Source organism: Aliivibrio friggae (genome assembly GCF_057368515.1).
Genome location: NZ_CM170648.1, coordinates 1,320,990 through 1,339,577, shown reverse-complemented (window position 1 = coordinate 1,339,577; position 18,588 = coordinate 1,320,990). Strand labels below are relative to the sequence as shown.

Below are 18,588 nucleotides of genomic sequence, written 5' to 3'. Positions count from 1 at the left end.
GGTATTTATCGGCATAATTTTTAAATTAAGAAGCCCTTATCTATTTCTTTGGCTTTAATCACATTGAGGTTTCCATGGCGTACAGTACTTTTCGACAAGAAAAAAATGATCAATTGAAAGAACCTATGTTTTTAGGTAATTCGGTAAACGTTGCTCGTTATGACCAGCAAAAATTTCAGATCTTTGAAAAACTTATCGAAAAGCAGCTTTCATTTTTCTGGCGTCCAGAAGAAGTCGATGTATCTGGTGATCGTATTGATTACAATAACCTACCAGAACACGAACAACACATTTTTATTAGTAATCTAAAATATCAAACATTGTTAGATTCTATTCAAGGTCGTAGTCCAAATGTCGCTTTATTGCCTTTAGTGTCTATTCCTGAATTAGAGACATGGATTGAAACATGGTCTTTCTCTGAAACGATCCACTCGCGTTCATACACTCATATTGTACGTAATATCGTTAATAATCCTTCAATAATTTTTGATGACATCGTTGAAAATGAAGAAATTCTAAAGCGTGCAAAAGACATTGCACACTATTATGATAACTTGATCCAAGCGACCAATGATTACCATCGTTTAGGTGAAGGTACCCATACCATCAACGATGAAGAAGTTATCGTCTCAAAACGTGAACTAAAGAAAAAACTTTATCTTTGTTTGATGTCTGTAAATGCACTAGAAGCAATTCGTTTCTATGTTAGCTTTGCTTGCTCTTTCGCATTTGCAGAACGTAAATTAATGGAAGGTAATGCAAAAATTATCAAACTGATCGCTCGTGATGAAGCGCTTCACTTAACCAGTACTCAGCATATGGTTAACCTACTTCGAACAGGTCAAGATGATCCTGAGTTTTTAGAAATTGCAGCAGAATGTGAGCAAGAATGTTTTGATTTATTTAAAGCAGCCGCTGAGCAAGAAAAAGAATGGGCACACTACCTATTTAAAGATGGTTCAATGATTGGTTTAAATAAAGATATTCTTTGCCAATATGTTGAATACATTACTAACTTACGTATGAAGGCTGTTGGTCTAAGCAGTGCATATGAAGGCGCAACTCAAAACCCTATCCCATGGATTAACTCTTGGTTAAGTTCTGATAATGTTCAAGTTGCTCCTCAAGAGACTGAAATTAGTTCATACCTTGTTGGTCAAATTGATAATGACATGGATGACGATGACTTAGGTGACTTTGAGCTTTAAAACTCACAACTATTCATAGACATAAAAAGCCGAGTATTTTTACTCGGCTTTTTACATTCGACAATTTGACTTACACCACACTTTTTCATGATAAAAATCCCATTAGTGAGACTTTGCTTCATATAAAAATCTCCTTGTGCCATAATCCCTTGTAATATTATAAAAATAATAAAACAAATTATGGCTAAAGACTCATGGAACAATTACTTATTAGAACAAGTTCGCCAGTTACCAATGGCGACATCAAAAGAGCACGTTCAATATCAACTGAATACCATCACTGTTGAAACACTAAAACAAAAACAAGTAATCGCACCTCAATTTGAGCATATATTCCATGCTTACCTTCTGTCTCGTTCAGGAAGGCTCATTGAATCTATTAGCTTATTTTTTGATGCTATCACTTTTGCTCAACAAGCTAAGCAAGAGTTTCTGATCTGTTTTTGCCACTACAACATCGGTACTCTTTATGGCATGCTCGGTAACTATTTCTATGCCCATAAGTTTTTAGCTAAAGCCGAAAGATCAGAACAATTTTGTGACGATTACATCTCTGGTATCATTAAAAATAACATTGGTGATATCTTTAGCCAAATTGGTAACTTTAATGAAGCCCTTGCTTACTTAAATGAGGCAACAGCCCTGCTTACCGAGCACGGTCCTAAACACTCATCCGCCCTATCACTGTTTAATATCGCTGATATCAAAGCCAAACAATTTTTATTTTCAGAAGCTCAAGAAATACTCGATTTTTTATATCCTGATATTAAGTCAGAACCAAAATTCCTAGGGTTTTACTATAAAATAAAAGCTGAAATATCAAATGGAATGGAGCAAATAGAGCAAGCAGAACACTTTCACCTTCTTTCAATTGAGAATATGCAAGCCTGCCAGTACGACTATTACATTTCAGAAATGATTTTAGAGTATTGCCATTTTCTAACTAGTTATCATCGTTATGATAAGTTAGATACTTACATTGAAAAAGGATTATCTATTGCAAAAGCCATTGAAAGCGACAAACTAATTGATGGTTTCAATGATATTATCTTACTCCGCATTAAAGATATTGATGACCCAGAATATCGAGAAAAACACTATCAAACATTAACGTCATCATTATTAAACTCTAGAAGAGAACTTCTTAAAAGAGAAAGTGATTACCTTCAGCAATTGTACCGCTTAAATGTCGCAAAATTAGAGTTGAGTACAATGAAATCTCTTTCTAACAATTTAGCTGTAATCAATAAAATTGGTCAATACATCAATAATTGTTCTGATATACAAGATGTTTTACCAACAATACAGCAAGAGCTTTCGGCTCTATTTCAAATAGATACATTAGCATTAGGTTTTTTTGATAAAGAAAAAGATCAAATAACCATTGATTATTATAATACTGATAACTCAAAGAAAAGCTCTTATATCTCTAATTGTGAGAGTGAGAGTACTTATATGAGTTACTGCATCAAAAGCGACTCTTCGTTTTACTATAATCATATGAATAGTGAGCAAAAAGTAGCTATGCTAGGCGATAACTGTGATAAACAAGTTCATTTTAAATCAATTATGTTTTCGCCTATAAGCATAAATAATGAAATTAAGGCCTGCTTTACTGTTCAAGCGAAGGATAGTTACCAGTATCAAGCTTTTCATTTTGAGTTATTTACTCAACTAATAAGCTACATCTCAATTTCTCTTGAAAATCAATACAACCGACAACAGCTGGTCTTATTGTCACAAACAGACCACTTAACTCAATTGTGGAATCGTAGCTCTCTTGATTCACGGTTTAATCAACTTAAAAGTCAGTTAACTCAAAAGTACACAGGGATCATGCTCGATATTGATCACTATAAAGAATACAACGATACCTATGGGCATATTGCTGGGGATAAGGTTTTAATTAAGGTAAGTAACTTAATCAAAGAGCACTTCCACGGGCTGAATACTCAAGTTTATAGATATGGTGGAGATGAATTTTTTATCCTAGTTTCAACCATAGAACAGGATAAAATGAATGAGAAACTGACTTCATTGCTCAATCAGATCAAAACATTATTGATCCCACATGAGGCATCGACCTGTTCTAATTACGTGTCAGTCTCTATTGGGCTAAGTTATGCCACTGATTATTTCAATACGCTAACTCTAAACCAATTAATTGAACAAGCTGATAAAGCATTGTATATCGCTAAAAAAAGTGGCCGTAATTGTTATTTTGAACATAATAAAATAGAGGCGTTAACCTAATACCCCTACTATTAATCTCTCTATTATTGATATTGGTTGTGGTATTCTTTTGCCTTCATTTTATCTAAGCAACCCTTGACCATATGACAAAGATACACATCAATAGTATTGTGACATTAAACAATCAAACACATAGATCTCTACTAGAGGTCATGGAAGATCAGGGAATGCAAGTTGAGTCTCATTGTCGAAATGGTGACTGTGGTACTTGCCGTTGTACGCTAGTCTCTGGTGAAGTGACTTATCAATCATTTCCGCTGGCATTTTTAGCCCCAAACGAAATTTTACCTTGCGTATGCAAAGCAAAAACAGACCTGGTACTTGAGGGAGTTAATTTTCAGATAATGGCTAAAAAGGCATAAAAAACGACCCCAAATGGGATCGCTTCTCTTTTATTGACTGAGATATTTTATTTATTGTAAAGCACTCTGTGGAACATAAATTTCAGACTCTCGATTGATCGACTGATACTGACCAAACATCGGTTTCTTCTCTAGACAACGACGCAGCATATCCAACATTAATGTTGATAAAATTGAACGCATTTCGTTATAGCTATAATTACGCTTTAAACTAACCAACTGCCCCCACTCACCGTAAGGTGTCGATAATGCCACTGCAACTTTACCTTGAATCACAGGGCCTGAAGATAAACCAATCGCCGTTTTAGTTCTCTCACGAGTTGCTGCAGCCAACGCCAGTGCAGCCGCAAGGGGATCTTGCCCTGCCATTTGCTGATCAACCTGAGAAGAGAGGATCCATCCCTGCTTCATATTCATTCTAATCTGTTCATCTTCTTGCAACCAATTCGTTAACCAACCACCTGTTGCTTGTTCTGCTACGGTAATATTTAACGAAAACTCACTCAACAATGCCCCCACATTTGGCAGCATCGATTCATCAACACTAACAACATTATCACCAAGTAAATGATAGATCCTTTCTAAAATAGGAAATCGGCTATCATGGTTTGCAGGACCAAATAATTTTACTTCGATAAAAGGAAGAGATGAGCGATAGCCAATCTCAAAGCCATGAGGTAAGCGAACCTGTTGCAATGTATCCTGAATACCTGATTCTGATAAACCAAAAGTAAACAGTCGACTGCATTCAGATGCTTCAACCATAGGGTGCCATTGCTTCATTCTAGGTAAAATTTGATGCTCTACCATCACTTTAAACTCAGACGGTACACCTGGTGTGAATATCACTATTGATTTATTAACTTCAATAAAAAAGCCACAAGCTGTCCCTACAGGGTTATCAATCAATTGCGCCCCTTCAGGCAACATTGCTTGTTTAATATTACTGTGTGGCATCTCTCTACCTTGGTTAAGGTATTGAGCTTGCATTCTGTCTAACCAATATTGAGACATCACCAGTGGTGTATTTAATACCTTTGCTGCCGCTTCACTAGAAATATCATCCGACGTAGGACCTAATCCACCATTTACAATAACAACTGACGCATTCTTAGCTTGGTGCTGTATCTCAGCAACTAATGCATCAATGCTGTCACCAACAGTTGAACGATTAGATAACTTAAAACCATGTTGATAAAATTGTTGAGATAACCATGCGGCATTAGTATCTACAATATCACCATGTAAGATCTCTTCGCCTGTGCTAATCATTGCTACTTGCAACATGCACTTTTCCTCTTTGATATTTCTATAATTACTTCTAATTTATCACATTAAGCGATTTAAAAAACCTATCTTGTTTCAATTCTAGTAAATCTTCCTTTTTAGGGTAGCCGTAAAGAATTAATTACATTAAGTGTATTTTAAATTGTACAAATGTATTGAGTTAAATTTCAATTGCGCGTACATTCTCATCATTGGAATAAGACTCAAATTTTAATTGATTCAGTATAAGAAGTGGTATAAATGAAGACAAAAGTACTAGGAAGCGCGCTAATAATCGCAGGAACCACTATTGGGGCAGGTATGCTAGCCCTACCTCTTGTTTCTGCAAGTTTAGGTTTCTTTACAGCGAGTCTATTAATGGTCGGTATTTGGGTGATCATGAGCTACACAAGCTTGTTAATGCTAGAGGTTCACCAGTATGGACACCGTAGCGCAACATTGCACAGTCTTGCATATCAATTCTTAGGGAAGAATGGACAACGAATTGCTACTTTTTCAATGTTGTTTCTTTTTTACGCATTATGTGCCGCTTACATAGCCGGCGGAAGTGAACAATTTCATGCAAAAATCAATCTAATTGCGCCTTTCGAGTTGTCAAAAACAATCTCTACTATTCTATTCACCGTCATCGTAGCTGTTATCATTGCCTTGGGAACAAAAACGGTTGATGTGATTAACCGAGGATTATTTACCTTAAAATTAATCATGCTAGTAACGATTCTGTTTTTCTTAACGCCAAACATTACTGGTGAATACTTAATGTCACTTCCCGTACATCAAGGCGTATTTATTACTGCTCTTCCTGTGATTTTTACCTCTTTTGGTTTTCATGGCAGTATTCCGGCCATTGTTAATTACCTTGAATTAGATATAAAGAAGATCAAAATCAGTTTACTCATTGGTTCTTCACTTCCTTTAGTTATCTACTTATTTTGGCAAGGTATTACCCTAGGTCAGTTATCTCAGTCTGAATTTGAACAAATTAATGGCCTAAACCAATTTATTACCACCATCCAACAATCTATTGACCATCAATTTATACAGGTGGCTTTATCACTGTTTGCCGATTTAGCACTGCTAACTTCTTTTATTGGCGTTAGTTTAGGCTTATTTGAATTCCTACGTGACTCATCAAAGAAATGGCAAAAATCATCCATTGTGACGGCTTTATTAACCTACACTCCACCGTTGATGTTTGCTTTATTTTACCCACAAGGTTTTATTACAGCATTAGGTTACGCCGCAATAGCACTTGTAATATTAGCTCTATTCTTACCTGTGGCTCTCGTTGTATCAGCGCGAAGAAGACACCAAGAGTCTGAATATACTGTTATTGGTGGCACCCCAGCTTTAGTCATTGTTTTAATCTTTGGATTAATAATTATAGGCAGTCAATTATTCAGTTCTTTATAGCTGGGAACACATCACAAAAAATGAACTAAACACATATATTATAAGCTCCTGTATTTAAGGCCTATTTACTCATCAAAATGAATAGTAAATAGGCCTTTTTTGCTTTTATGTTTTGCATTTTTTGATTAATAGTAGATAATTGTGATCTAGCTCAGTATTTGATTTAATTAAGGACTTTCCGTGAAAAAACAAGCAATAGTCAGTTTGCTTTTAGGGTGTGTAGCTTCAACGCAAGCCTATGCTCTAGATATCAATAGCGCCTATGAGATGGATTATCAACGCGACTGTTCAACAAATATTTACTCGAGCTACTGTTCTAATGATTCTTTTACTATTTCGCCAATGCGTTTAGATGGTGAAACACCATCAAAAGTTGCCGAAACAGATACTTATGCAGAAAGCACCCAATTGCCACATTATTTACGCGTGTCTGACGAGCGTGATTGGGATTACCTTATGGAGCAATCTTATACCATTCTTGGTTTAAGTGTTGCAACAGTAGGCTTAATGACCTTCCTACCTGAAAGTATTACAAAGTGGGATTCTGAAGATTCAAGCCTTAAAGGTCTTGGTAGTAAATGGAAGGATAATGTGAGCTCTGGTCCTGTTTGGGATAAAGATGAGCATTTCTTAAACTACATTATGCATCCATACTTTGGTGGTGTTTATTATACTGCTGCACGTCATGCTGGCTTTAATGAATTCGAGTCTTTCTTATACTCAACAACAATGTCGACCTTCTTCTGGGAGTATGGTGTAGAAGCCTTTGCAGAAGTTCCTTCTATTCAAGATCTATTCGTAACGCCATTCTTCGGTGCTGTGGTTGGTGAATTGATGTTGCAACAAGAATTACGCATCACTGATAATGGCGGCGAGGTCATGGGCTCAGATACACTAGGTAGCGTGAGTCTGTTCTTCTTAAACCCTGTAGGCCATATTCATTACTGGGTAACGGATGCATGGGGTGGCGACACTGAAGTTAACCTAGCTTACAACGCTTGGTTTAGTAATGGTGATGCTGCACAATTTGCTTATGATGCTGGTATGCCTTATACAGACCAATTTGTGGGTCTTGAAGTTAAATTGAAGTTCTAATACCTATTCCAATAATAAGTAGTCACTTTAATAATAACCTGAATAAACAATAAAAAAGGACACCACGCGGTGTCCTTTTTTTATGGGCGAATTTAAGACACAAAAAAACCGAGATTACCTCGGCCTTTTTGTGTCTTAAAATAAGCTAAACTAACGTATTGATTACGCTGCTTTATAGCTTACTTTATTACCAGCAAGTTGTTCACGTACAACTAGGTTTTCTTCAACTAGCTTTTTCAAGCCACCTGTTGCCCATGCTGCCGCTTTTGCTTCTTCTTGACCTGCTGCAAGACCAATATCTTTTGAATTGATACCTTCAGGGTTCTGGCAAACAATATCAAATACAGTCTGTTGCTTTGGCGTTAGAGCGATATCTGTCGCTACTGCCACCGCTTTAGGTGCTGCTGCAACTACTGCTTCCACTTTCTTTTCAACTGGTTTAGCTACTTTTGCAGGGTTAGCTGCTTTTTTCACTTCAGTTTTTGGTGCAGTTGCTTTAATGCGTTTATGCAGCTTAGACTGTACTTTACGTTTGTGAGCAATTTTCATGAAACTTAAACTCCGTTGCGCTAACTCTATTTTCAAACAATAAGTGCTCAAAAATAGTAGCGGAAAAAAGATGTCAATTCCTAAAGTGAAACTCAAATAGTTGTATTGGAATTGGCGAAGCGCGTTTTATACCAAAAAACGCGCAATATTTATAGAGAGGATGGCACTGTATGGCGAAAAGTACCGCACTTTTGCCAACTTTCTTACCAAAGTGGCATTTTATCCGCGACAAATGGGTTTGTTTTACGCTCATAACCAAATGTTGATTCAGGTCCGTGACCCGGAACAAATTTCATATCATTTCCTAATGGCCACAATTTTGTTTTAATTGAAGCAATCAGAGTCTCGTAATCGCCACGAGGGAAATCCGAGCGACCAATAGCTCCTTTAAACAGCACATCACCAACAAATGCCATTTTAGCCTCTTGGTTAAATAACACGACATGCCCTGGCGTATGACCTGGAGTGTGTAAAACATCTAGCTTTTGATTACCAAATTCAACAACATCACCTTCATTCAGCCATTGATTAGGCTCGAATGCATCAGTGTGAGGGAAACCAAATCGTTCACTTTGATTTGGAAGCCCTTGTAACCAAAAGTTATCTTCTTTATGTGGACCAATAATCGATGCATTAGTAATCGCAGCTAGGTCTTCAGTACCACCAACATGATCGAGATGACCATGAGTTAATACCATGTGTACAACATCAATATTTAATGCATCAATCGCTTGTTTTAGCAAGTGAACATCACCACCTGGATCGATAACTACCCCTTTCATGGTTTCATCGCACCATACAATTGAACAGTTTTGCTCATAAGGAGTCACTGGAATAATTTGATATTGTAAACTCATAGCTTTCTCTTCCTAAAATAATTACGCTAAGAATACCACGGCTGTTATTTAAGGGGAATTCAGATATTTTTTATGGGTAAAACACTAACTATGAGCGAATGGGATCTGGCTCCAATGATTGTCCCACATGACATTGGTTTGCTGGCTTGTCACTTCTCCATTTTCCGTTCTGTGGATCACCTTTCCTGTACCTGAACTAATATGCCATTGTGGTAAGCCATGATGACGCTTATTAGCCACCACTCCAGAGGCATCAGCTAAAGAGGTAATCTCAACTAACTGATTAGTCTTTAGGTTCCATACCCCATAACAATTACCTCTTGGTGACGTTGCTACAACATGATCCCCAAGAACAGCAATACTGGCAATATAATGATTAAAACGGAGCCACTGTTCAGGCTCTGCATTTAATTGCTTCAAGGGCTCTCCGCGTCGATGCACGGCAACCAGTGGCGCGCCATCTTCTGGCTCCCCACGATATTGCTGCCCACATAATACGCGTCCATCATGGGTTAATGATAAATGACGAATACTCAATTTATGATCAGGCAAACCAACCGATTCGAGTACCTCTCCCGTTTCTGTAGATAAGTAAACTAAGGCAGGTTCCATTGATTCTAAATTAATAGGTACTCTACCTTTAGTATGAACCCCACCAACCCCAATCGCTAAAGTTGTATCATCAACACGAATCACCTCATGTGGGCCAATACCAAACCCTGAGAACTCTTTCATTTTTATTAATTGAGTTCCTTGCAATTGATAAACACCAATCACGCCTTGGCTAGTCTCTTTCTCTCCCTCTGTCGTATAAAGTGTTAAGCCATCAGAAGAGAACACCCCATGCCCATAAAAATATCGATTAGGCATAGATGGTGTAATGGAATAGCTCACACCGGTTTTTATATTAAACAGTTGCATGTAATTACCCGGACGACGCGCAAAGGCAACCGCCAAGTCACCATTAGGCGTAATCGCAACACCATGGCCTCTTTCTGGTAAAGGGACAGAATGGATTGGATAACCTTCACTGTCAGCCACCACTGCGCCAAAACGACCATTAGCCGTTCGGGAGCAAGAGATTAAAGCCGCTTTTTTATCTAAATTCGAGACCGACGAACACGCTGTTAACCAAGGAGATAATGCGACCGCCCCAAAACTGCCTTTCAATAATTTTCGTCTTTCATTATTAATCGCCATCAGTTGCATTAAACCCTATAGCAATGTCCAATTCGATAGCAACTTCTTCATGGATCAGGTATTTCAAATATTCTAATTTATTGTACAAAGCCAAGGTATTTTGATAACCAGATTTGGTCTGTAATTCCGCAAATAGTGATGACGACTCAGGCCATGTCTCTAACGTAGAGTTAAAATGGTCTTCTATTCTTTCAGCTAAGTCTGAGTGTCCTTGCTCTTGTAAATAACGATTAAGCCCAACACCATTTGCTAAATAAAGATCACGCATAGCCATTACATTATATTTAAGCCAAATTAGAGACGTTTCTGATCGCCACGATTCAGAAAAATAAGGTCTAGGCTGCCCTATTTTTGCTAACGGACGACTGAGCTTTTTCATACTGTAATCAAGTTGATTAGCAAGCAATGCTATGTATTCATTTAACCACATGGTTTCATCTAACTGTGTCCATGGGTTTACTTGCCATGCTTGAGCCATTTTTTTCGTATTAAGCGCCAAATTTGCAGTAATAGCTTGACCTAATTGACACGACTCTTCTGCTGGCAACGTCGATGCAGGCTCAAATAATAACCACTCCACCGCACCTAAACCTTGGGTCGTCACACTCTGTTGTTGGATCAACTCACTATTCCAAGTTTGATCTTTTTTCAACAGTTGAGACATTTTTCGTCCAGTGGTGTTTTTCTTATCAGGCCAAAATTGAATATTCCAATTTAAGCTCAATGCTGCTTCTGGACCTCTCTCTTGACCTTGCAACGCCATCCACGATTGCATGGTTTGTTGCCATTGCATAACCACCGGTTCTTTTGTTGTTTGATTCGAACAATACCCTTCAAAACTCTCAGCCAATCGTTGGCTAGATTCAAGTAAACGTTGGGCTGATTGTTGTTCAATATAATAAACATGGTCAATCATATTGGTTGCTTTAGGAACTTGATTAGCCTCATTGGTACTTTGGCAGGCAGTCAGTAACACCGTGCTGCTTAACAATAGATAGATACTTTTCATTACTTACACCTTATAACGAATCTAAAAATGCCAATAACGCATTACGATCTTGTGTTGATAACTGCACGACTTTATCTCGCGCTTGTTGTGCTTCACCGCCGTGCCATAAAACAGCTTCTAGTACATTTCGAGCTCTACCATCATGTAGCATCTCAGTATGGCCATTCACCTCTTGTGTGTAACCAAGCCCCCATAACGGTGGTGTTCGCCACTCTTGACCATTAGCTAAGAACTCTGGTCGATTATCAGACAGACCTTGTCCCATGTCATGAAGTAACATGTCCGTATAAGGATGAATTACCTGATCAGATAACGCCGGTCTGCCTTCAATTTTTGCTGTTTTAATATTCGTTTTATGACAACTTTCACAACCGATATCTTTAAATAACTCTTGCCCTTTAATGACTTGAGGATCTTGAACATTTCGACGAATAGGCACGGCTAAATGTTGTGAATAGAATTCAACAAAATTTAAAATCTTATCACTCACTTCTGGAGTTCCGCCATGAGGCAGTTTTTCACAAACAGTTTGAGCTTGAGTACAATCATCTTTAGGGAACATATTACTGGTTAAGCCTAAATCACCATTAAACGCCGCGGCATTCTGCTGCATTAGTGTTGGTTGTCCTGCTTTCCAACCAAAACGTCCTAATGCTAACTCTTGAGCCCTAGCATCCCATACTTGATTAGCTTTACCTGAAATCCCGTGATTCTCTTGTTTCTGTTGCTCAGCAAACCCTAAAATCGTTGATTCAGGGATAGATTCTAATAACCCTAAACCAATCATTGGCGGCGCAATACGTGCAGACATCAATACATTATCTGCCATATCTCCATACGCTAATTCTGTGATTGATAAATTTGGCTTACGTAACGTGACAACGTCACCATCAGCAAGCGTAATCGGTAATGATGTGTAAGTTATATGGATTTGCCCCTCTGGTTTTGCTCCAGACAGTGAAAAGTCTTGCAACTGACCACCATAAATAGGCTCAGGGATCACCCCTTCTAAAATGACACGCCTTTTTTGCTCAGGCGTTAATGCCGGAATACTTAATCGCACCAACATAGACACAGAATTTGTATCACCTTCTCTTGGCGCATGACCTCGGCCATCTTTAATATGGCAATTCTGACAACCATTCGTATTAAACAGAGGACCTAGACCATCTCTAGCATCAGTAGACGCTGGAGCTTGTACCCAAGGGTTACGAAAAAAACTGTTACCGACACTAAAATCTAACCGCTTACTCATAGGTAGATTTGCGGCGGGTAAAGAAAATGCGTTTTGGCCCTCCTTCTTCACACTCGTTTTACCACCAGACGCGATATCCATAGAAGTGTTATTTGAAGAAGCAGAGAAAGAAAGCGTTGAAAGTAAAGCTATTGCTCCAAGCATTGCGGGTTTCATAATATCGAACATCCTGATCATCATTAAAAAACAAAATAGCTCAACCACTACATCGAGAGAAGTGGTCGAGCTAATACCTATATTTTTAGGTTGGTATATTACTACTACTGCTTTTTCTTAGAATTAAAATTCGTGATCCGCGGTATCAGGGTTTAAGCTTGTAATACCAATCACATTTGCTGCGCGCTCAATGGATGCCGTTTGCAATACTAGTGACATGATTGATTTGTTTACCAATGCATTACCCGCTGCATTATCTGATGCAATCAACTGGTCGAAATGTTGGTTATCTTTTTCAGCCGCTGACACTAACGTACCAACTTGAGTGCGCGTTGCATCAAATTGTTGTTTAATTTCTTTCGCTGCTTTTTTATCTGTTTTAGCAACAAGATCATGGATACTTGGGCCAGATAATAGAGAGCCATCAGCACGCGTATAAGTACCTGTGTAAACGTTATAGATACCTTGCTCATTATAATAATGAGAGTTGTGCGTGTTATCAGAGAAACAATCGTGCTCATCTTCGGTAGAATTTGCTTCTAATGCTACTTTCATACGCTCACCAGCCAGTTCACCTAGCGATAATGAGCCCATGCCAAACAACATTTTGCGTAAACCTTGTGTTGAAGACTCAGATAGCAGCTCAGCTCGGTAGTTTTTCTCACCTTCTTTCCACTGTTTTTCCATCCAAGATAAATCTTTAATTAACAACTCAGAAGCCGATTTTAAATACTCAGCACGACGCTCACAGTTTCCATTAGTACATGCAGATCCAATAACATAATCGGTATATGGACGCTCACCTGCCCCTGCATTCGTGCCATTTAGATCTTGGCCCCATAGAAGAAACTCAATCGCATGGTAACCTGTTGCTACGTTTGCCTCTGAACCACCAAGCTCATTAAGATCAGCCAATTTATCCGCTTCAATGCTTTTCACATCCAGAGTTTCTGCACCAATTTTGATTGAGGTAGAAGCAACGATATTTGCTTTAGCGCCATCATTACCTAATTCATATTGATAATCATCAGCCACATAATCAATTAAGCCTTCATCTAATGGCCATGCGTTTAATTGCCCTTCCCAATCATCAACTATCGCATTACCAAAACGGAACACTTCTGATTGTTGGTAAGGTACTCGCGCTGCTTTCCATGCTGTTTTAACCGTTTGTAAGCCTTTCTCAGATGGGTTATTTAAAAAAGTGTGAATGGCTTTATCAAGTTGCTGAGCTGTCGTTAGTGAATCACTGTATACCGCGTGTGCAATGTCAGCATAATGCTCTACCACATCCGCTTCTGTTGCTGCATAAGAAAAAGTCGGTAATACAAAAAGTGATACTGTAATGATATTTCGAGCAAATTTGACGTGGTTCATAAATCGTCCTTGTTGAGCAAATGAATAGAATATGTAAACCATTAAGTAAAATCTGTAAGAATTTATTAATGATAATAATTTTTATTCGCGTAATATACCCAAAACAAATAGGAATGCAAATATTTATCATTTAGATTTGATATTGAACTATAGATGCAAAAAAGCCCCATCAAGTGATGAGGCTCTTAAATTATAACTTTTAGAGTCATTATCTAAACAATAGTTTATTCATCTAAATCAAGTTTATGACCATGAGCAGCCTTAGCTTTCAAGTAATGCTCATTGCCTTGTTTAATATGTGCATGCGTATTAACCACAGACTCAAGTTCGATGCCATAGTTTTGAATATCTTCAATTTTCTTTGGGTTATTAGTGACTAATTTAATCTTAGAAAGGCCTAACGCTTCAAGCATTTGAGCTGCTTCTTTAAAGTCACGTAAGTCATCACCAAAACCTAAGTGGTTATTAGCCTCATAGGTATTCATGCCTTGGCTTTGAAGCTCATAAGCATCCAATTTATTATACAAACCAATACCACGTCCCTCTTGGCGAAGATATAAAATAATACCGCCACTTTCAGACATACGATTAATAGTTTCTTCTAACTGCTCACCGCAATCACAACGTGATGAGTGAAATACGTCCCCTGTTAGACATTCTGAATGCATGCGAACCAGAGGCGATGTTTGATTCTTATCTGCATGATTAAAGATAACAGCAACATGCTCTTTTTCAGTCTCTAACCCTTCAAATGAAAGCATCTCTGCAGGGATATTGCTTCTTTGCCCTACTTTTAATTCTATACGAGCTCTTACGTTTGCCATGCTGATTTACTGCCTTTTTCAATGAGAAGATCAGACCTTCTACGATTTAATCAGATAAAAAGATCATAAGCATACCTAGCAAATATGCAAGAATCAAAAAAAAGGCCCAACAAATGTTAGACCTTTACGTACTTAATTAATACTTTTATAAATAAGCGATTACATAGCCGCTTTAAAAATGCTCACAATTTCTTCATGCGTTGCTTGTTTTGGGTTAGTAAAACCACACGCATCTTTCAATGCATTTTCAGCTAGCGTATCGAAATCTTCTTCTTTTGCATTCAGCGCTGTCAGGCCAGAAGGGATACCTACGTCAGTTGATAGCACTTTAATTGCATCCAATGCCGCTTGAGCACCTTCTTCATTGGTCATGCCTTCAACATTTACGCCCATTGCTTTTGCTACGTCTTTTAAACGCTCAGGACATACTTTAGCATTGTAGCTTTGTACATGAGGAAGAAGGATTGCATTACATACCCCATGTGGAAGGTCGTAAAAACCACCCAACTGATGCGCCATTGCGTGAACATAGCCTAAAGATGCATTGTTAAATGCCATACCCGCCATGAACTGTGCATATGCCATTTGCTCACGAGCTTCAAGATTTTGTCCATCTTCTACTGCGGTACGTAAATGCGCTTGGATCAATTCCATCGCTTTAATCGCTACCGCATCAGTCACAGGTGTTGCAGCAATTGATACATACGCTTCGATTGCATGTGTTAATGCATCCATACCTGTTGCTGCCGTTAATGATGCTGGTTTAGCAAGCATCAATTCAGGATCGTTCACTGACATTAATGGGGTTGTATGCTTATCAACAATAGCCATTTTAATGTGACGAACTTCATCAGTAATGATACAGAAACGCGTCATTTCTGATGCCGTGCCTGCCGTTGTATTAATAGCAACAAGTGGCATTTGAGGTTTTGGCGATTGATCTACGCCTTCGTAATCCCCAATTTCACCGCCATTAGCTGCAACTAACGCAATACCTTTAGCGCAATCATGTGGAGAGCCACCACCTAAAGATATAACTAAGTCACAGTGATTTTCTTGTAGGATTTTAAGACCTGCGTTTACATTACCAATGGTTGGGTTTGGCTGAGTACCGTTAAACACCGCAACTTCTACGCCGCGCTCAGCTAATAAATCAGAAACTTGTTTTACCATGCCGATAGCGACTAATACGTTATCAGTCACGATTAACGCTTTTTTGTAGCCTTGAGATTTAATGCTATCCATTGACTCAGCAAGACAACCAGCACCCATTAAATTTACGCTAGGGATAAAAAATGCACTCATAACCAACTCCAATATAATTTATATAAATTTTAAGAACTGATTATGTTGTAACATTGATAAGGTTAATAACTTTTTGATCTAAGACAACTTCTGCAATAAGTAACTATACGTTACAGTAAAATCGAGACTTGCATCATACTTTGTAGGTAGGCGAATAGAAAAAAGAAGAGAATACGTTAATTAATTGATAAAAAAGCCAATAAAACTAATTATTGGCTTTAAAAAGTATGAACTATTCCTAAGAACGCTTTGGCTGCTGGTATGTTTTACCTGCGGCTTGGTACGTTTCTTTTTGCTTGATGTCGAACATTGCATAGAAGAACCAAGCAACGAATTTAATGACATCGTCACCTTCGTTCATGATCCACTCTGCAAGTTCTTGTGCTTCGCCATTTTCGTCTTCATCATTAAATACATGATAAATACGTTGCTCGCCTTCTACTTCAGCAAGACGGAATTGACCAGCTAGCGATTGTGCTGCATCAACAATATCTTGGTCTTCGTATGCTTTTAATGCTTCTAGCACTTGAGGAAGGTTTTCTTTTTGGCATAACTCTTTAACTAGTGTTTCAAATTCATTCTGTTGCATTTTTAATCAACTCTTGTTTTTTATTCAACATTTTAGATAGATGCGGTAATTTTAGCAGCAATAAAAATTTATTCGACCGGAATTCGTTTTAATCCTTGATATTTTGCCTTCACTTTGGCTTTATGGAGATATTATTTACTTATTATTGAATGGATTCAGATGTCAGATAAATTAGATACCAAATACGTTACCGCCGGTCGCAGTAAAAAATGGACAAAAGGCGTGGTAAATCCACCGGTTCAACGTGCCTCTACCGTGGTATTTAATACCGTTGCTGAAAAAACGCACGCCATGATAAACCGCGCAAAACAAACACTATTTTATGGGCGCCGTGGCACTGAAACTCACTTCGCCCTACAAGATGCGATGGTTGAGCTCGAAGGTGGTACAGGCTGTGCGTTGTATCCTTGTGGTACGGCTGCGATTGCCAATGCTATTTTATGTTTTGTAAAAACGGGCGATCATATTTTAATGGTCGATGGTTGTTATGAACCGACTCGGGATTACTGTGACACCATCTTGAAGAAAATAGGGATTGAAACTACCTATTACGATCCAATGATTGGTGAAGGCATTCGTGATTTAATTAAACCAAATACCACGGTGCTATTCACTGAATCGCCTTGTTCTATCACGATGGAAGTGCAAGATGTACCGCTACTTGCTCGTATCGCGCATGAATCTGACATTGTGGTTATGCTTGATAATACTTGGGCTGCGGGTGTGAACTTCTCACCGTTTGATCATGGCGTTGATATCTCAATTCAAGCGGCAACCAAATACATTGTCGGTCACTCTGATGTGATGCTTGGTACCGCAGTAGCGAATGAAAAGCATTGGGATCAACTGCGTGAGCAAAGCTACTTAATGGGCCAGTGTATTTCACCTGATGATGCGTATCTTGCTATGCGTGGTTTACGAACGATGGGCGTTCGTCTAAAGCAACATGAAGCAAGCAGTATTAAAGTTGCTCATTGGTTAGCAGAGCACCCACTGATTGATCATGTTCGTCACCCTGCACTTGAAAGCTGCCCAGGTAATGATATTTACCAACGTGATTTTAAAGGCTGTAATGGCTTGTTCTCTTTTGTATTAAAACAGTCTGATAGCAAAGCGACAACGGCACTGCTTGATGGCATGAGTCATTTTAGTATGGGTTATTCTTGGGGTGGATTTGAAAGTTTGATCTTAGCAAATGAGCCAAAAAGCTTTAATGCATTAAGAACCGTTGCTCATCCTCAATTTGAAGGCACGTTGATCCGCGTACATATTGGATTAGAAGATGTGGATGATTTGATTGAAGATTTAGAGCAAGGTTTAGCTCGATATCAAGAGATGTTATCTGCTTAATTCAGTTTATATCGTTTACTTACAAAAATGGCGACTCCTAAATGGGTCGCCATTTTTATTTATATTAATTCAATATTAACGCTTTCTTTCTTGTTTTGTTAATTCAAAATCAAATTCGTCAGGGAACAACACTTGCCCTTCTTCATTTTGATTAGGGAATACAACAACCGCTAATTCATCATCTTCAAGACCTGTCGTCCAACGGCTGTGCCATTTGTTTAGAGAGATAGATTCAGCTTTACATACATCCCATTCGCCTGTTGCCCATGCTTCTGCAAACTCTTTATTTGGCCATACAGGAACGCAATCTTCTTCTTCGGTATTCAACATCACACAACCGTGCTCATCAGTCAAAATCCAAATCTCACGATTAGCGACAACTTCTTTCATAAAATAAGTAAAACGCTCTTCTTCATGAGAATTTACGATTTTGTCCATTGCTTGTTGATCTAGTTGGCTCATTACCAATTCCTATCAGTGGGAAAGATTATATTATACC

Annotated in this window: 17 protein-coding genes; 6 read left to right on the top strand and 11 right to left on the bottom strand. The window is 38.3% G+C overall.

What is annotated here, in order from left to right:
* Nucleotides 1-74 precede the first annotated feature (74 nt).
* The 3 genes from nrdB to yfaE all read left to right on the top strand — a co-directional run bounded on the left by nrdB (nucleotide 75) and on the right by yfaE (nucleotide 3,823).
* Nucleotides 75-1,208, top strand: a complete 1,134-nt coding sequence (gene nrdB / locus AC2INI_RS06235) for a class Ia ribonucleoside-diphosphate reductase subunit beta (protein ID WP_486305613.1) — start codon at nucleotides 75-77, stop codon at nucleotides 1,206-1,208.
* A gap of 180 nt (nucleotides 1,209-1,388) precedes the next feature.
* Nucleotides 1,389-3,461 carry a sensor domain-containing diguanylate cyclase gene (locus AC2INI_RS06230; RefSeq protein ID WP_486305612.1) on the top strand — a complete coding sequence of 691 codons (2,073 nt, stop codon included), beginning with the start codon at nucleotides 1,389-1,391 and terminating at the stop codon, nucleotides 3,459-3,461.
* A gap of 83 nt (nucleotides 3,462-3,544) precedes the next feature.
* Nucleotides 3,545-3,823: a class I ribonucleotide reductase maintenance protein YfaE gene (gene yfaE, locus AC2INI_RS06225; RefSeq protein ID WP_122034969.1), complete on the top strand. Its 279-nt coding sequence runs from the start codon at nucleotides 3,545-3,547 to the stop codon at nucleotides 3,821-3,823.
* A gap of 51 nt (nucleotides 3,824-3,874) precedes the next feature.
* Here yfaE and AC2INI_RS06220 read toward each other — a convergent pair whose 3' ends face one another.
* A complete protein-coding gene (locus AC2INI_RS06220) occupies nucleotides 3,875-5,110 on the bottom strand; it encodes a CinA family nicotinamide mononucleotide deamidase-related protein (protein ID WP_122034971.1) in 1,236 nt (411 codons plus the stop codon).
* A 240-nt stretch (nucleotides 5,111-5,350) separates the two neighbouring features.
* Here AC2INI_RS06220 and AC2INI_RS06215 point away from each other — a divergent pair, with 240 nt between their 5' ends.
* Both AC2INI_RS06215 and AC2INI_RS06210 read left to right on the top strand, forming a co-directional pair.
* Nucleotides 5,351-6,523, top strand: coding sequence for an aromatic amino acid transport family protein (locus AC2INI_RS06215; RefSeq protein WP_486305611.1), 1,173 nt, complete (start codon nucleotides 5,351-5,353; stop codon nucleotides 6,521-6,523).
* 180 nt (nucleotides 6,524-6,703) lie between these two features.
* On the top strand, nucleotides 6,704-7,618 hold the full coding sequence (locus tag AC2INI_RS06210; protein WP_122034975.1) for a DUF3943 domain-containing protein: 915 nt from the start codon (nucleotides 6,704-6,706) through the stop codon (nucleotides 7,616-7,618).
* 162 nt (nucleotides 7,619-7,780) lie between these two features.
* Here the strand turns inward: AC2INI_RS06210 and AC2INI_RS06205 are convergent, their stop codons facing one another.
* From AC2INI_RS06205 to AC2INI_RS06165, 9 genes are all read right to left on the bottom strand, one after another.
* Nucleotides 7,781-8,167 (bottom strand): hypothetical protein, encoded by a 387-nt coding sequence (locus AC2INI_RS06205; RefSeq protein WP_122034978.1) that lies wholly within the window; start codon nucleotides 8,165-8,167, stop codon nucleotides 7,781-7,783.
* Nucleotides 8,168-8,370: 203 nt separating this feature from the next.
* Nucleotides 8,371-9,024 (bottom strand): MBL fold metallo-hydrolase, encoded by a 654-nt coding sequence (locus tag AC2INI_RS06200; RefSeq protein WP_486305610.1) that lies wholly within the window; start codon nucleotides 9,022-9,024, stop codon nucleotides 8,371-8,373.
* An 84-nt stretch (nucleotides 9,025-9,108) separates the two neighbouring features.
* Nucleotides 9,109-10,224, bottom strand: a complete 1,116-nt coding sequence (locus AC2INI_RS06195) for a DUF1513 domain-containing protein (RefSeq protein WP_486305609.1) — start codon at nucleotides 10,222-10,224, stop codon at nucleotides 9,109-9,111.
* Complete coding sequence (locus tag AC2INI_RS06190; protein ID WP_486305608.1) at nucleotides 10,214-11,233, bottom strand: imelysin family protein; 1,020 nt, start codon at nucleotides 11,231-11,233, stop codon at nucleotides 10,214-10,216. The genes AC2INI_RS06195 and AC2INI_RS06190 overlap by 11 nt, the downstream gene beginning before the upstream one ends.
* A 10-nt stretch (nucleotides 11,234-11,243) precedes the next feature.
* The gene (locus AC2INI_RS06185) at nucleotides 11,244-12,644 is read right to left on the bottom strand and encodes a di-heme oxidoreductase family protein (protein WP_486305702.1); all 1,401 of its coding nucleotides are present in this window, start codon (nucleotides 12,642-12,644) and stop codon (nucleotides 11,244-11,246) included.
* A 123-nt stretch (nucleotides 12,645-12,767) separates the two neighbouring features.
* Nucleotides 12,768-14,021 carry an imelysin family protein gene (locus AC2INI_RS06180; RefSeq protein ID WP_486305607.1) on the bottom strand — a complete coding sequence of 418 codons (1,254 nt, stop codon included), beginning with the start codon at nucleotides 14,019-14,021 and terminating at the stop codon, nucleotides 12,768-12,770.
* 224 nt (nucleotides 14,022-14,245) lie between these two features.
* Nucleotides 14,246-14,845 (bottom strand): GTP cyclohydrolase II, encoded by a 600-nt coding sequence (locus tag AC2INI_RS06175; protein ID WP_122034989.1) that lies wholly within the window; start codon nucleotides 14,843-14,845, stop codon nucleotides 14,246-14,248.
* A gap of 159 nt (nucleotides 14,846-15,004) precedes the next feature.
* Complete coding sequence (gene yiaY, locus AC2INI_RS06170) at nucleotides 15,005-16,150, bottom strand: L-threonine dehydrogenase (RefSeq protein ID WP_486305606.1); 1,146 nt, start codon at nucleotides 16,148-16,150, stop codon at nucleotides 15,005-15,007.
* A gap of 238 nt (nucleotides 16,151-16,388) precedes the next feature.
* Nucleotides 16,389-16,739, bottom strand: a complete 351-nt coding sequence (locus AC2INI_RS06165; RefSeq protein WP_486305605.1) for a hypothetical protein — start codon at nucleotides 16,737-16,739, stop codon at nucleotides 16,389-16,391.
* 159 nt (nucleotides 16,740-16,898) lie between these two features.
* Between AC2INI_RS06165 and AC2INI_RS06160 the strand changes: the two genes are divergently transcribed.
* Nucleotides 16,899-18,089, top strand: a complete 1,191-nt coding sequence (locus tag AC2INI_RS06160) for a cystathionine beta-lyase (RefSeq protein ID WP_486305604.1) — start codon at nucleotides 16,899-16,901, stop codon at nucleotides 18,087-18,089.
* A 75-nt stretch (nucleotides 18,090-18,164) separates the two neighbouring features.
* Here the strand turns inward: AC2INI_RS06160 and AC2INI_RS06155 are convergent, their stop codons facing one another.
* Complete coding sequence (locus tag AC2INI_RS06155) at nucleotides 18,165-18,551, bottom strand: DUF2750 domain-containing protein (protein WP_023603139.1); 387 nt, start codon at nucleotides 18,549-18,551, stop codon at nucleotides 18,165-18,167.
* Nucleotides 18,552-18,588 lie beyond the last annotated feature (37 nt).